Source organism: Streptomyces sp. NPDC050121, from assembly GCF_044460385.1.
GTDB lineage: Bacteria > Actinomycetota > Actinomycetes > Streptomycetales > Streptomycetaceae > Streptomyces > Streptomyces soliscabiei.
In genome coordinates, this window is record NZ_JBITJV010000005.1 from 246,876 (window position 1) to 261,055 (window position 14,180).

At 71.7% G+C, this 14,180-nt stretch carries 9 protein-coding genes; 2 read left to right on the plus strand and 7 right to left on the minus strand.

The genetic code is table 11. The annotated features are described in order from the left end of the window. Positions 1-167: 167 nt before the first annotated feature. From ilvC to ACIBTS_RS10765, 5 genes are all read right to left on the minus strand, one after another. A complete protein-coding gene (ilvC, locus tag ACIBTS_RS10745) occupies positions 168-1,166 on the minus strand; it encodes a ketol-acid reductoisomerase (protein WP_319341235.1) in 999 nt (332 codons plus the stop codon). A 130-nt stretch (positions 1,167-1,296) separates the two neighbouring features. Next, the gene (ilvN, locus tag ACIBTS_RS10750; RefSeq protein ID WP_079659303.1) at positions 1,297-1,821 is read right to left on the minus strand and encodes an acetolactate synthase small subunit; all 525 of its coding nucleotides are present in this window, start codon (positions 1,819-1,821) and stop codon (positions 1,297-1,299) included. A 22-nt stretch (positions 1,822-1,843) separates the two neighbouring features. Then, positions 1,844-3,691: an acetolactate synthase large subunit gene (locus ACIBTS_RS10755; protein ID WP_399318269.1), complete on the minus strand. Its 1,848-nt coding sequence runs from the start codon at positions 3,689-3,691 to the stop codon at positions 1,844-1,846. A 258-nt stretch (positions 3,692-3,949) separates the two neighbouring features. Next, on the minus strand, positions 3,950-7,009 hold the full coding sequence (locus tag ACIBTS_RS10760; protein WP_399318272.1) for a putative bifunctional diguanylate cyclase/phosphodiesterase: 3,060 nt from the start codon (positions 7,007-7,009) through the stop codon (positions 3,950-3,952). Positions 7,010-7,420: 411 nt separating this feature from the next. Next, positions 7,421-8,374, minus strand: a complete 954-nt coding sequence (locus ACIBTS_RS10765; RefSeq protein WP_399318274.1) for a 2-hydroxyacid dehydrogenase — start codon at positions 8,372-8,374, stop codon at positions 7,421-7,423. A gap of 77 nt (positions 8,375-8,451) precedes the next feature. Here ACIBTS_RS10765 and ACIBTS_RS10770 point away from each other — a divergent pair, with 77 nt between their 5' ends. Together ACIBTS_RS10770 and ACIBTS_RS10775 are read left to right on the plus strand one after the other, a co-directional pair. Beyond that, complete coding sequence (locus ACIBTS_RS10770) at positions 8,452-9,450, plus strand: aldo/keto reductase (RefSeq protein WP_399318275.1); 999 nt, start codon at positions 8,452-8,454, stop codon at positions 9,448-9,450. Positions 9,451-9,551: 101 nt separating this feature from the next. Beyond that, the gene (locus ACIBTS_RS10775; protein ID WP_399318277.1) at positions 9,552-10,712 is read left to right on the plus strand and encodes a PQQ-dependent sugar dehydrogenase; all 1,161 of its coding nucleotides are present in this window, start codon (positions 9,552-9,554) and stop codon (positions 10,710-10,712) included. A gap of 6 nt (positions 10,713-10,718) precedes the next feature. Here the strand turns inward: ACIBTS_RS10775 and ACIBTS_RS10780 are convergent, their stop codons facing one another. Continuing rightward, positions 10,719-10,982 (minus strand): DUF6191 domain-containing protein, encoded by a 264-nt coding sequence (locus ACIBTS_RS10780; protein WP_399318279.1) that lies wholly within the window; start codon positions 10,980-10,982, stop codon positions 10,719-10,721. Between the two features lie 40 nt (positions 10,983-11,022). Continuing rightward, positions 11,023-14,097 (minus strand): AAA family ATPase, encoded by a 3,075-nt coding sequence (locus ACIBTS_RS10785; RefSeq protein WP_399318281.1) that lies wholly within the window; start codon positions 14,095-14,097, stop codon positions 11,023-11,025. Between the last annotated feature and the right edge of the window lie 83 nt (positions 14,098-14,180).

Below are 14,180 nucleotides of genomic sequence, written 5' to 3' on the forward strand. Positions count from 1 at the left end.
CCGCGTGGAAGACGCACGACGCTGTGGGCCTGAACGCGTATGTAGTGCAGCAGTGTAGTGCTGCGCCGGAGGTCGCCTTACGCCTCCGCGAAAGGATCACCCGTCCGTGGTCGGACGGAATGGGCAACGGGGCCGGAGCGACTCGCTCCGGCCCCCTGCCCCGAGGCTCACGCCTCGTCGTTCACCCAGCTCATCAGCTTGCGGAGCTGCTTGCCCGTGGTCTCCAGCAGGTGCTCGGAGTCCGCGGTCTTGTACTCGTTGTACTTCTTCAGGCCGCCGTGGTACTCGTCCATCCAGTTCTGGGCGAAGGTGCCGTCCTGGATCTCGGCGAGGACCTGCTTCATCTCGGCCTTGGTGGCGTCGGTGATGATGCGCGGGCCGGTGATGTAGTCGCCCCACTCGGCAGTCTCGGAGACGCTCCAGCGCATCTTCTCCAGGCCGCCCTCGTACATGAGGTCCACGATCAGCTTCAGCTCGTGCAGGCACTCGAAGTAGGCGATCTCCGGCTGGTAGCCGGCCTCGACCAGGGTCTCGAAGCCCGCCTTGACCAGCGCCGAGGTGCCACCGCACAGCACGGCCTGCTCACCGAACAGGTCGGTCTCGGTCTCCTCGGTGAAGGTCGTCTTGATGACGCCGGCGCGGGTGCCGCCGATGCCCTTGGCGTACGACAGGGCGAGCGCGAAGGCGTTGCCGGTGGCGTCCTGCTCGACGGCGGCGATCGCGGGGACGCCGCGGCCCTCCTCGTACTGGCGGCGGACCAGGTGGCCCGGGCCCTTCGGGGCGACGAGCGCGACGTCGACGCCGGCCGGGGCCTTGATGAAGCCGAAGCGGACGTTGAAGCCGTGCGCGAAGAACAGCGCGTCGCCGTCCTTCAGGTTCGGGGCGATGGACTCCTCGTAGACCTGGGCCTGGATCGGGTCCGGGATGAGGATCATGATGACGTCGGCCTCGGCGGCGGCCTCGGCCGGGGTCACCACGCGCAGGCCCTGCTCCTCGGCCTTGGCCTTGGACTTGGAGCCCTCGTGCAGACCGACCCGGACGTCGACACCCGAGTCGCGGAGCGACAGCGCGTGGGCGTGGCCCTGGCTGCCGTATCCGATGACCGCGACCTTGCGGCCCTGGATGATGGACAGGTCGGCGTCGGCGTCGTAGAACAGCTCGGCCACTTTGGGTTCTCTCCTTGTGTGCAGGTGTTGCGTCCCACCGTATGACGGCGGGCGGAAGGGAAGTTTCGGGGTCTCGGCATACGGGCGGTGCGCGGGCGGCCGGGGTCGTCCCGACCGCCCGGAACCATCCTTACGCCGACCGGTCGAGAGCGCGCAGCGAGCGGTCCGTGATCGAACGGGCGCCGCGGCCGATCGCGATCGAGCCGGACTGGACCAGCTCCTTGATGCCGTACGGTTCCAGCATCTTTAGCATGGCGGTGAGCTTGTCGCTGCCGCCGGTGGCCTCGATGGTCACGGCCTCCGGGGAGACGTCGACGGTCTTGGCGCGGAACAGCTGGACGATCTCGACGATCTGCGAGCGCGTCTCGTTGTCGGCGCGCACCTTCACCAGAACGAGTTCACGGTGAACGGCCTGTCCCGGCTCCAGTTCGACGATCTTCAGCACCTCGACGAGCTTGTTGAGCTGCTTGGTGACCTGCTCCAGCGGCAGGGCGTCGACGCTCACCACGATCGTGATGCGGGAGATGTCGGCGTGCTCGGTGACGCCGACGGCGAGCGAGTCGATGTTGAAGCCTCGGCGGGAGAACAGGGCTGCGATCCGGGCCAGGATGCCCGGCTTGTTCTCCACCAGGACGGAGAGCGTGTGCTTGGACATGTCTTCTTTACGTCTCTCTCGCTCAGTCGTCTTCGTTGTCGCCGAAGTCGGGGCGGACGTCCCGGGCGGCCAGGATCTCGTCGTTGGAGGTGCCGGCGGCGACCATCGGCCACACCATCGCGTCCTCGTGGACGATGAAGTCGACGACGACGGGGCGGTCGTTGATCGAGTTCGCCTCCTCGATGACCTTGTCGAGGTCGTCCGGCGACTCGCAGCGGATGGCGTAGCAGCCCATGGCCTCCGACAGCTTCACGAAGTCGGGGACACGGGTGCCCCGGGCCTCCGGGTTGACGTCGTTCGGGCCGGAGTGCAGCACGGTGTTGGAGTAGCGCTGGTTGTAGAACAGGGTCTGCCACTGGCGGACCATCCCGAGAGCGCCGTTGTTGATGATGGCGACCTTGATCGGGATGTTGTTCAGGGCACAGGTGGTGAGCTCCTGATTGGTCATCTGGAAGCAGCCGTCGCCGTCGATCGCCCAGACCGTCTGGTCCGGCGCGCCGGCCTTGGCGCCCATCGCGGCCGGGACGGCGTAACCCATCGTGCCCGCGCCGCCGGAGTTCAGCCAGGTGGCGGGCTTCTCGAACTGGACGAAGTGCGCGGACCACATCTGGTGCTGGCCGACACCCGCGGCGAAGATCGTGTTCTCGGGCGCGAGCTGCCCGATGCGCTCGATGACCTGCTGCGGGGAGAGCGAGCCGTCGGACGGCTGGTCGTAGCCGAGCGGGTAGGTCTCGCGCCAGCGGCTGAGGTCCTTCCACCAGGCGGTGTAGTCGCCCTGCTGGCCCTCGCTGTGCTCCTTCTGGACCGCCTGGACCAGGTCGGCGATGACCTCGCGCGCGTCCCCGACGATCGGGACGTCGGCGGCGCGGTTCTTGCCGATCTCCGCCGGGTCGATGTCCGCGTGGACGATCTTGGCGTACGGCGCGAAGCTGTCGAGCTTGCCGGTGACGCGGTCGTCGAAGCGGGCGCCGAGGGCGACGATCAGGTCGGCCTTCTGCAGACCGGTGACAGCGGCGACGGAGCCGTGCATGCCGGGCATGCCCAGGTGCTGCGGGTGGCTGTCGGGGAACGCGCCCAGCGCCATCAGGGTGGTGGTGACGGGCGCGCCGGTCAGCTCGGCGAGGACCTTCAGCTCGGCGGTCGCGCCGGCCTTGAGGACGCCGCCGCCGACGTAGAGGATCGGGCGCTTGGCGGCGGTGATCAGCTTGGCGGCCTCGCGGATCTGCTTGGCGTGCGGCTTGGTCACCGGGCGGTAGCCGGGCAGGTCCATGGTGGGCGGCCAGGAGAACGTGGTCTTCGCCTGGAGGATGTCCTTGGGGATGTCGACCAGGACCGGCCCGGGGCGGCCGGTGGAGGCGATGTGGAAGGCCTGCGCGATGACCCGCGGGATGTCCTCCGCCTTGGTGACCAGGAAACTGTGCTTGGTGATCGGCATGGTGATGCCGACGATGTCCGCCTCCTGGAAGGCGTCCGTACCGATCGCCTTGGACACGACCTGCCCGGTGATCGCGACCAGCGGCACCGAGTCCATGTGCGCGTCCGCGATCGGAGTGACCAGGTTGGTGGCGCCCGGCCCGGAGGTCGCCATGCACACCCCGACCTTGCCGGTGGCCTGGGCGTAGCCGGTGGCCGCGTGACCGGCGCCCTGCTCGTGACGGACCAGCACGTGACGCACCCGCTCGGAGTCCATCATCGGGTCGTACGCCGGCAGGATGGTGCCTCCGGGAATGCCGAATACCGTGTCGGCGCCGACCTCCTCGAGAGAACGGATGAGGGACTGCGCACCCGTCACGTGCTCGACGGACGCGGAGTGCTGTCCTCCGGATCGGGGCCGCGGCTGCGGATGGGCCCCGGTGGCCTGCTCGGTCATCGGCATTCTCTTCTCGATGCTGAGGGTTTTACTGAGGGTCTTACTGGGGTTCGCCGCGGGTCGGGCGGCGAGGGTGCTGCGGGTTTTGTGCAACAAAAAACCCCTCGTGCCAAAAGGCAAGCGAGGGGAGCGCGCCGGGTGTGGGTCGCTGTGAGTTCCGGGACCGCCCGGACGTCACCAGCGTCAGCCGACGCGCTTTCCAAGTACGAGAATTCGGGTGCGCATGGCATTGACCCTCCCCCTGGCGCGCACCGACTGTCAAGTGGGTGGGACGGGAGTCTCATTATGTGAGCGAAGGGCACTTCCGCTCCCCAGGACGGCGGTGACACCACTGGTGTACACCCCCGCGCCGCCGCCCGCGAACGCGGGCTCGGCCGGGCCGTGCGGCACGGGGTAGCGGCCGGTCGCCAGGGCCCGGCGCAGCCGGTACTCGTCGAGCGGACCGGAGAACGCCATGCCCTGTCCGTGCGTGCAGCCCATCGCGCGCAGCGCCACGACCTGCTCGGGCAGATCCACGCCCTCCGCGACGGACTGCAGCCCGAGGTCGCCGGCGATCCGCAGCAGCCCGCTGGTGATCTTGTGCAGCCGCGCGGACTCGACGACCCCCTCGACGAGCGAGCGGTCGAGTTTGAGTACGTCGACGGGGAGCCGGCGCAGTGCCGTGAGGGTCGCGTAGCCGCTGCCGAAGCCGTCGAGGGCGATCCGGACGCCGAGGCGCTTCAAGGCCCCGAGGCGGCGCTCCAGCTCGTCCAGCGGCGCCCTGGGGTCGGTGTCCGACAGTTCGACCACCAGCGCTCCGGACGGCAGCCCGTGCCGTGTCAGCAGCGCCTCGACGGAGCCCAGCGGCATCGACCGGTCCAGCAGCCGGCGGGCGCTGACCCGGACGACGACCGGCACGTTCAGCCCGCTCGCGGCGCGGTCGGCCGCCTGTTCGACGGCCTCTTCCAGCATCCAGCGGCCCAGCTCGGCGGTCTTGTCGCTGTCCTCCGCGACCCGCAGGAACTCGGCGGGTGTGAAGAGAACCCCTTGGGAGGAGCGCCAACGGGCCTGCGCGGCGACCGACGAGATCCGGCCGTCCTCGAGGCGCACCAGCGGCTGGTGCAGCAGCGCGAACTCGCCGTCGTGCAGCGCGGCACGCAGCCGCGTGGCCAGCTCCGCCTTGCGTACGACGTCCTGCTGCATCTGTGGCTTGTACAGCTCCACCCGGCCTTTGCCGGCCGCCTTGGCGCGGTACATGGCGAGGTCGGCGTTGCGCAGCAGCTCACCGGCGCCGAGACCGGGCTCGGCGAAGGCGACGCCGATGGAGGCGGCGACGCGCACCTCGTTGCCGTCGATGAGGTACGGCTGGGAGAGCGTGAGCCGGAGGCGGTCGGCGAGTTCCAGTATGTGGCGTTCCCGGGCGGCACGGTCGCGGGTGCCGTCGCCGACGATCAGGGCCGCGAACTCGTCGCCGCCCAGCCGGGAGGCGGTGTCGCCGTGCCGGACCGCGTCCTGGAGCCGGCGGGCGGCCTGGACCAGCAGTTCGTCGCCGGCGGCGTGGCCGATCGTGTCGTTGACGGCCTTGAAGCCGTCCAGGTCGATGAAGAGGACCGCCGTGTTGCGCAGGGCGGGGCCCCGGTCGGAGCTGCGGCGGCCGGACAGGGCCTGCTGGACGCGCCGGGTGAACAGCGCGCGGTTGGGCAGGTCGGTGAGCGGGTCGTGCTCGGCGTTGTGCTGGAGCTGCGCCTGGAGCCGCACGCGCTCCGTCACGTCCCGGCTGTTGAAGATCAGGCCGCCGTGGTGACGGTTGACGGTCGACTCGACGTTGAGCCAACCGCCGTCGCCGGAGCGGAAACGGCACTCGATGCGCGTGGTGGGTTCCTCCTGGGGGCTGGCCGCGAGGAAGCGGCGCACCTCGTGCACCACGCAGCCCAGGTCCTCCGCGTGGATGAGATGGGCCAGCTCGGTGCCCACCAGTTCCTCGGCAGGCCGGCCGTAGACGCCTGCGGCGGCCGGGGAGACGTACCGCAGGATGCCGCTGGGGGCGGCGATCATGATGACGTCGCTGGAGCCTTGCACCAGGGAGCGGAAGTGGTTCTCCTTCTGCGCCAGCTCCTGGGTGAGGGAGATGTTGTCGAGCAGCATGATCCCCTGCCGCACGACGAGGGCGAGCACGACCGCGCCGCCGGTCAGCAGCACCACGCGGTCGACGCTGTGGCCGTTGAGAACGTTGTAGAGGATCCCCAGGGTGCAGACGGCGGCCGCGAGATACGGCGTGAGCGCGGCCAGGGAGCCGGTGATGGGCCGGGTGACCGGATACCGGCCGGCCTCGCCTCCCGGGGAAGGCGTCCGGTCCGGCGGCTGCGGGGCGGCCGCCGGTGCGGACGGGTGCTGGGCCGTGCGCGACGGCCCGTGCGGGTGGCCTCCGCCGCGCTGCTGGCCGGGTACGTGCTCGTGTACCACACGCGTGTACCCCTCGTCCGCCGCTCCCTGGCGGGAGGCGGCCCAGGGCGCGTACGCCAGGAGCAGCGAGCCCGCGAACCAGCCCGCGTCGAGGAGCTGGCCCGAGCGGTAGTTGTTGTGCAGCAGCGGCGAGGTGAACAGGGCGTCGCACATCACGGTCAGCGCGAGCGCGCCGACGGCCGTGTTCACCGCCGTGCGATTCACGGGTGACCGCCTGAAGTGCAGGACGAGCACCATGCTCACCAGGGCGATGTCGAGCAGCGGGTACGCCAGCGACAGCGCCGCGTGGGCCACGCTCGGTCCGTCGAACTTCGCCGCCTGGGCGAGCGCGAGGCTCCAGGAGAGGGTGAGCAGCGAGCCGGCGATCAGCCAGGCGTCCAGCGCCAGGCAGACCCAGCCCGCCTTCGTCATGGGCCGGGCGGCGAGCACCAGCAGCCCCACGATGGCCGGGGGCGCGAAGCACAGGAAGAACAGGTCGGCGAAGCTGGGGCTGGGCACGGGCCGCCCCAGGACCACCTCGTACCACCCCCAGACGAAATTGCCGAGGGCCGCCATCACCGAGGAGAGCGAGAACAGCAGCCAGGCGGATCGAAAGCGGACACGCCGGGTGCGCGCGTAGAGCAGGCACGACACGGCGGCGGCGCCCGCCGCGGCGGTCAGTCCGAAGTCGCCCATGATCAGCGCGAGTTCGTCGGAGCCCCAGCCGAGCGCGGAGCCGACGGCGTATCCCGCGCACAGGACGGCCAGCAGGAGTTGGTGGACCAGGTTCGGGCGGGGGCCGCCGGTGGGCGGCTGCGCGGTGCGCGGCGTCCCCGTGGGAGCCTGCGTCCGCGGGGCTCCGTCGAGGAGGGGCGTGGAGGTCGGCGGCGAGTTCACCGGGTCCTCCCGGTCTGCGTCACTCCCGGATCCCTAGGGTCCCGGGGAGCCGGCTGCGCGTGCGTCCGGCGGCTGGCGCACCTGCGGTGGTGATGGCCGTGGTGGCTGCCGTGACCGTGTCCGCGCGCGGCCGAGCGCCAGGGTCGCCGTCGGCGGCTCCGCCGCGTCGGATCGTTCGTCCATAGGCCGTGCATCGCCCGTCGCCCCCCTCACAAGTCTGAAATGTCCATCCCTGACGCCGAACGTGCGCGGCGCCGCCCCTGTCGGGACGATACACCAGTCTCGTCACTCAGGGACATAGTTCCTCTACGCTGCGTGACGATCATCGGCATATGCGCCCGGATGGGGTACGGACCGCGTCCGGAGGACTGCGGAGGGTGCCCGAACCGGACTACGGGTCTGCCGTCGCCGTCATGATCCGTTCGCCGTGCCCGTCGTAAGGATCACGTTGCGCAGCGGCCGCCGGTTCACGAAGCGGCCCAGCTGGTCCACCAGGAGTCGCTCGGCGCGGGGCCGGAAGGCGGAGGTGGGGCCGCCGACATGCGGGCTGACGAGGACACCCGGCGCACTCCACAACGGATGCCCCGGGGGCAGCGGTTCGGGGTCGGTGACGTCCAGGGCGGCGGTGAGGCGACCGCTCTCCAGTTCGGCCAGCAGCGCCTTGGTGTCGACGACCGGTCCGCGGGCCACGTTGACCAGCAGCGCGCCGTCCTTCATATGGGCCAGGAACTCGGCGTCCACCAGGCCGAGCGTGGCCTCGTTCAGCGGCGTGGACACGATCACGACGTCCGCCTCGGGCAACAGGGCGGGCAGTTCGGCGATCGGATGCACGGGGCCGCGCGCCGTCGTGCGCCAGGAGCGCGCGACGCGCGCCACCCGCGCCACCTCGAAGGGCGCGAGCCGGTCCTCGATGGCGGAGCCGATGGAGCCGTACCCGACGATGAGCACGTTCTTGTCGGCGAGCGCGGGCCAGAACCCGCCGAGCCATTCGCCCCGGTCCTGGGCCCGCACGAAGTCGGGCACCCCACGCAGCGACGCGAGGACCAGGGTGAGCGTGAGCTCGGCGGTGCTCGCCTCGTGCACCCCGCGCGCGTTGCACAGCCGTACCCCGGGGCGCAGGGACGGGAGGGCCGGTTCGACGTGGTCGATGCCGGCGGACAGCGTCTGGAGGACTTCCAGGGCGCTCATCGCCGGCAGGGGCCGCTGCCCGACGGCGGGGGGCTTCATGTAGGGAACGACATAGAAGGCGCAGTCGGCCGGGTCCGCCGGAAAGTCCTCCTCCCCGTTCCAGAAGCGGTAGTTCGGCCCTTCGGGGAGACCCTCGATCTCCTCCGGAGGGATGGGAAGCCATACGTCAGTGCTCATGGGCGGGAGGCTATGTCAGGCACGCGCGTGTGCAGAGGTTAGGTTGGGGGTTCTGGGAGAGGGAGGGTTTCGGGCAGGTGGAGCGCAGGACGATCGGCGCGGGGGCGCTCGAGGTGGGGGCCGTCGGTCTCGGGTGCATGCCGATGAGCTGGGCGTACAGCGGGTCGCGGCAGCGGGGGGACGAGTCGCTGAGGGCGGTGCACCGGGCGTTGGACGCGGGTTCGTCCCTGTTGGACACCGCCGACATGTACGGGCCGTTCACCAATGAGCTGTTGCTGGGGCGGGTGCTGAAGGAGCGGCGCGGGGACGCGTTCGTGTCGACGAAGGTCGGGCTGCTGGTCGGCGAGCAGCACATCGTGGCCAACGGCCGCCCCGGGTATGTGAAACGGGCCTGCGACGCTTCCCTGCGGCGCCTGCAGACGGACGTCATCGACCTCTACCAGCTGCACCGCGCGGACCCCGAGGTCCCGGTCGAGGAGACGTGGGGTGCGATGGCCGAGCTCGTCCGGGCGGGCAAGGTGCGGGCGTTGGGGCTGTGCGCGGTGGGGGCGCGCGGTGGTCGCCGGGCCGGGGGGCGGCTGCACGACGGAACGATTCGGCAGCTGCGGCGGGTCCAGCAGGTCTTCCCGGTGAGCGCGGTGGAGGCGGAGCTGTCGGTGTGGTCCCCGGAGGCGCTGGAGACACTGCTGCCGTGGTGCGAGGCGCGCGGGGTCGGCTTCCTGGCGGCGATGCCGCTCGGCAACGGCTTCCTGACCGGCACGCTGACCCCGGGCGAGGGCTTCGAGCCGGACGACATGCGGGCCCGGCATCCTCGGTTCACCGCCGAGATGATGGCCGCGAACCAGCCGATCGTCGCCGGTCTGCGCCGGGTCGCCGCCCGGCACGGCGCGTCCGTGACGGCGGCGCAGGTGGCGCTGGCCTGGGTGCTGGCGCAGGGCCGGCACGTGGTCCCCGTCCCGGGAGCCAAGCAGGAGCGCTGGGTGACGGAGAACGCGGCGGCGGGCGCTCTTCGCCTGACGCCGCAGGATCTGACGGAGGTGGCGGAGCTGCCCGGGGCGCGGGGATCGTGGGAGTGAGTGCCGCTTTCGGGTCCGGTCGGGCCGGATCGGGAACCCGGGGGGCGCGAGCGGCGTAGGACTAGTGGAGCCTGCCGCGGGCGCCGCGTGTCGAAGGGACCATGATCGTGCAACGTCGAGCTGTGTCGGCCGTGTTGGCCGCGAGTGCTCTGCTGGTGACGGCCGGCTGTTCCTCCGGCTCCGGAGGGCCGCCGAGCGCCTCGCCGAGCGCGTCCCCGGGGCGCACCGCCGCGCAGACCTCCGCGCCCGCCGAGGAGACCCCGCCCGCGAAGGGCACGGTCAAGGTGGTGCGCACGGTCACCGAGGGCCTGAACACCCCCTGGGGTCTCGCCCCGCTCCCCGAGGGCAGCCTCCTGGTGGCCTCGCGCGACGAGGGGAAGATCACGCGGGTGGACGAGAAGACGGGCCGGAAGACCGAGCTGGGCGAGGTGCCGGGCGTCTTTGCCGCGGGCGAGGGCGGTCTGCTGGGCCTCGCCCTCTCCCCCGACTACGCCTCCGACCACATGGTCTACGCGTACTTCACCTCGGTCTCGGACAACCGGATCGTCCGCATGCTCTACGACACGAAGCGGCCGGCCGGGGACCAACTGGGAGCGCCCGACACGATCTTCAAGGGCATTCCCAAGGGCATGATCCACAACGGTGGCCGGATCGCGTTCGGCCCGGACGGCATGCTGTACGCGGGCACGGGCGAGAGTGGCGACCGGGGCCTGGCCCAGGACAGGAAGTCGCTGGGCGGCAAGATCCTTCGGCTGACGCCGGAGGGTGAACCGGCCCCGGGCAACCCGTTCCCGGACTCGCCGGTGTACTCGTACGGCCACCGCAATGTGCAGGGGCTGGCCTGGGACTCCAAACAGCGGCTGTTCGCCTCGGAGTTCGGCCAGGACACCTGGGACGAGCTGAACGCGATCGAGCCGGGCGCCGACTACGGCTGGCCGGCGGCAGAAGGCACGTCCAAGGACCCGAAGTACCAAAACCCGATAGCCCAGTGGCACACCGACGACGCCTCTCCCAGCGGCATCGCCTACGCCGAGGGCTCGATCTGGATGGCGGGGCTGAAGGGGCAGCGCCTGTGGCGCATCCCGCTGAAGGGCACGGCGGCCTCGGCGGACCCGCAGGCCTTCCTCAAGAGCGAGTACGGCCGACTGCGCACGGTGGTGTCGGCGGGCGGCGACAAACTGTGGGTCACGACCAGCAACACGGACGGCAGGGGCGACCCCAGGACGGGCGACGACCGGATCCTGGAACTGGAGGTGAGCTGAGCCCCGTCACCGGTCCTCCGCCCTCACCTCGGCCTCCACCCCGTCCCCCACCTCGTCCTCCGACCGGTCCCCCACCTCCGTCTCCGTCTCGGCCCCCGTCTCCGTCTCCGTCTCGGGCGGCCGTACGACGACCTTCCCGGACGCGAGGTCTATCGGCCCGCGCCCGGGATCACCGTCCCCGACGTCCTCCCGGGTGAGCTCCAGCCGGTTCTGCTCGTCCCGGGTGTGCTTACGGCCCGGCGCAAAGAGATCCTCGAAGGCGTTGAACATCGTTCTCCCTTTCCGGGGGCCGGTAGGTCACCGCTCTCCATCATCGCGCGGCCACCCGCTCCCCCGCCCCCGGCGGAAACAAGCCCAGCCGATGCGCCAGCGCCGCTGCCTCTCCTCGGCCCGAGACGGCGAGTTTGGACAGGATGTTCGACACGTGGACGCTGGCCGTCTTCGGGGAGATGAAGAGTTCCTCGGCGATCTGGCGGTTGGTGCGGCCGGCGGAGACCAGGCGCAGCACGTCGCGTTCCCGGCTGGTGAGGCCGAGGGACTCAACGGGATCGGCGGCCGGCGGCCGAGAGGCAGGGCCGGGCGAAAGGGCCAGGCGGGCGCGTTGGGCGAGGAGAGTGACGGCCTCGGTGAGGGGCGCGGCGCCGAGGTGGGCGGCGACCGCGCGGGCGAGGCGGAGGAGTTCGGCGGCTCGAGCGCGTTCGTCGTCGCCGCCGGCGAAGAGCAGGGCCTCGGCCAGACGATGGCGGGTCCGGGCGAGGTCGTAGGGGCGTTCCAGGCGTTCGAAGGCGGCGACCACCTCGGACCAGTCGTCCGGGTCGGTGCGGCCCTCGGCGCGCAGGAGCTCCGCGCGGACCCAGCATGCGTGGGCCTGCCAGACGGGGGCGAGCGTGGCGAGTGTCTTGGCGGCCGTGCGGATGCGGTCGAGGAGCTCGGAGCGGTCGGGATCGGCGGCGGGCAGGGCGCGGGCGTCGCCCTCGGCGGAGGCGGCGGCGAGCAGCAGGGGCCAGGCGTCGCGCTGGGCGCCGGGCGGGAAGCCGCGGTCGAGGACGGGTGCGAGGTGGGCGCGGGCCTCCAGCGGGCGGCCCTGGGCCGCGGCGAGTTGGATGGCGAGGCGGGTGAGGGGAAGGTGGTGCTGGGGCGCGTGCTCGTGGGAGCCGAAGAAGCCTCGCCCCACGGCGAGTTGACGGCCTGCCTCGGCGAGGTCGCCGCGGGCGAGGGCCAGTTCGGCGCGCAACGTGGCGTGGACGCCTCGGACCGCCACGCCCTGGCCCACCCGGCCGGCGGCGGCACAGGCCCGGTCGGCCTCGTCCCAGCGGCCCAGGGAGAAGAGGGACTCGGCGAGGTTGCCCCACACCCAGGCCTCGGTGTCGGGCTGTCCATGCCGTTTGGCGAAGTCGAGGCCCTTCTCCAGGATCGGGACGGCCTCCCGGGAGCGGCCGACCGCCTCCAGTTCGGAGGGGAGGTTGACATAGGCGTTCAGGGCGACGGAGGGGGCGTCCTCGGCGAGGGCCCGCTCTCTGACCTCCTCCAGCTCCGCGAGGCCGGACTCGATGTGCCCGGCGTGGACCATGAGAACGCCGAGGACCTGGCGGGCGTTGAGCTCGATCTCCCGGGAGCCGATCATGCGGGCGTACTCCACGGCCCGTTCGGCGGCCCGGTAGGCGTCGGGGCCGAGGGCGTGGACCATGGACCAGTTGGCGATGTGGGTGAGCACCTCGGCGTGCACCTCGCTGGGCGGCAGACCGCGCACCAGGTCCTGCGCCGTGGACAGCTCCTCGCGGCCGCTGCCCCGGCCCAGGGAGCGCACCAGCCGGGAGCGCTGCACCCAGAACCAGGCGGCGCGCAGGGGGTCGTTTTCGTCCTCCAGGAGGCGCAGCGCCCGCTTGGTGATCTTCAGGGCGCGTTCGCGTTCCCCGCAGTAGCGGCCGGCGACGGCGGCCTCGGCCATGAGGTCGAGGTAGCGCAGCGGGGTGGTGGCAGGGTCACAGCCGCTGGGGGTCCCCCCACGTCGTTCGGACAGTGGGGGAGGGTAGGCCTCGGTGTAGTCGACGGGGCGCAGGACGGACCGCACCTCCTGCGGCGCGGCCTCCCAGAGTTCCATCGCCCTTTCCAGGAGCCGTAGTTGTTCGCTGTAGGCCCGCCGGGAGCGGGCCTCGACGGAGGCGTCGAGGACGGCGGGGAGGGCCTTGGCGGGGTCGTGGGCGTGGTACCAGTAGCTGGCCAGCCGCATGACGCGTTCGTCGGCGGGCACGAGCGTCGGGTCGGCTTCGAGGGCCTCGGCGTAGCGGCGGTTGAGGCGGGCGCGTTCGCCGGGCAGCAGGTCGTCGCCGACGGCCTCGCGGACCAGGGAGTGCCGGAAGCGGTAGCCGTCGCCGTCTGGGGTGGCGAGCAGGATGTTGGCGCCGACGGCGGCGCGCAGCGCGTCGAGCAGGTCGTCCTCGGCGAGCCGGGCGACGGCGTCGAGCAGCCGGTACTCGACGGTGGAGCCGCCCTCGGCGACGACCCGCGCGACGCTCTGCGCGCATTCGGGGAGGGCCTCGACGCGGACGAGCAGCAGGTCGCGCAGGGAGTCGGTGAGGCCGGTGCAGCAGCCCTCGTGGGCGGCGACGGCCAGTTCCTCGACGAAGAAGGCGTTGCCGTCGGAGCGTTCGAAGATGTCGTCGACCTGGTCGGCTTCGGGTTCGTACGCCAGGATGCCGGCGATCTGGCGGCAGACCTCGTCGCGGGTGAAACGGGCCAGTTCGAGGCGTTGGACGGTGCGCAGCCGGTCGAGTTCGGCGAGCAGGGGGCGCAGCGGGTGGCGGCGGTGGATGTCGTCGGCGCGGTAGGTGGCGAGGACGACGAGTCGGCCGGTGCGCAGGGTGCGCAGCAGGTAGGACAGCAGGTGGCGGGTGGAGGCGTCGGCCCAGTGCAGGTCCTCCAGGGCGAGGACGAGGGTGCGGTCGGCGGCGACGCGTTCCAGGAGGCGGGCGGTGAGTTCGAAGAGGCGGGCCATGCCCTCCTCGTCGTGGCGTGCGGCGGCCGCCACGCCCAGTTCGGGGAGCAGCCGGGCGAGTTCGTCCTCCTGTCCGGCCGCGGCGGCGGCGAGTTCGTCGGGCAGGGCGCGGCGCAGAGCGCGCAGGGCGGTGGAGAACGGGGCGAAGGGCAGTCCGTCGGCGCCGATCTCGACGCAGCCGCCGAGTGCGACGACGGCGCCCCGGCCGCGGGCGGCCGTGGCGAACTCCTCGAGGAGCCTGGTCTTGCCGACTCCGGCCTCGCCGCCGATGAGCAGCGCCTGCGGCTCTCCCGCTGCGGCGCGGGAGAGCGCGGCGTTCAGGGTGTCCAACTCGTCGGCGCGACCGACGAAGACGGGGCTGACGGACCTGGTCTCCACGGGGCCGAGCATCGCACGCGAGCGCGAAGACGGCCCAGCGGATATCACCACCGCCCCAGCGGCTCCCGCCCCAGGGTCGGCGACCACCGCCGGAC

Excerpts from the sequence above, each read along its gene's own strand:
- ACIBTS_RS10785 (WP_399318281.1), bottom strand. The coding sequence starts at position 14,097 with ATGCTCGGCCCCGTGGAGACCAGGTCCGTCAGCCCCGTCTTCGTCGGT.
- ACIBTS_RS10755 (WP_399318269.1), bottom strand. The coding sequence starts at position 3,691 with ATGACCGAGCAGGCCACCGGGGCCCATCCGCAGCCGCGGCCCCGATCC.
- ACIBTS_RS10765 (WP_399318274.1), bottom strand. The coding sequence starts at position 8,374 with ATGAGCACTGACGTATGGCTTCCCATCCCTCCGGAGGAGATCGAGGGT.
- ilvN (WP_079659303.1), bottom strand. The coding sequence starts at position 1,821 with ATGTCCAAGCACACGCTCTCCGTCCTGGTGGAGAACAAGCCGGGCATC.
- ACIBTS_RS10780 (WP_399318279.1), bottom strand. The coding sequence starts at position 10,982 with ATGTTCAACGCCTTCGAGGATCTCTTTGCGCCGGGCCGTAAGCACACC.
- ACIBTS_RS10775 (WP_399318277.1), top strand. The coding sequence starts at position 9,552 with ATGATCGTGCAACGTCGAGCTGTGTCGGCCGTGTTGGCCGCGAGTGCT.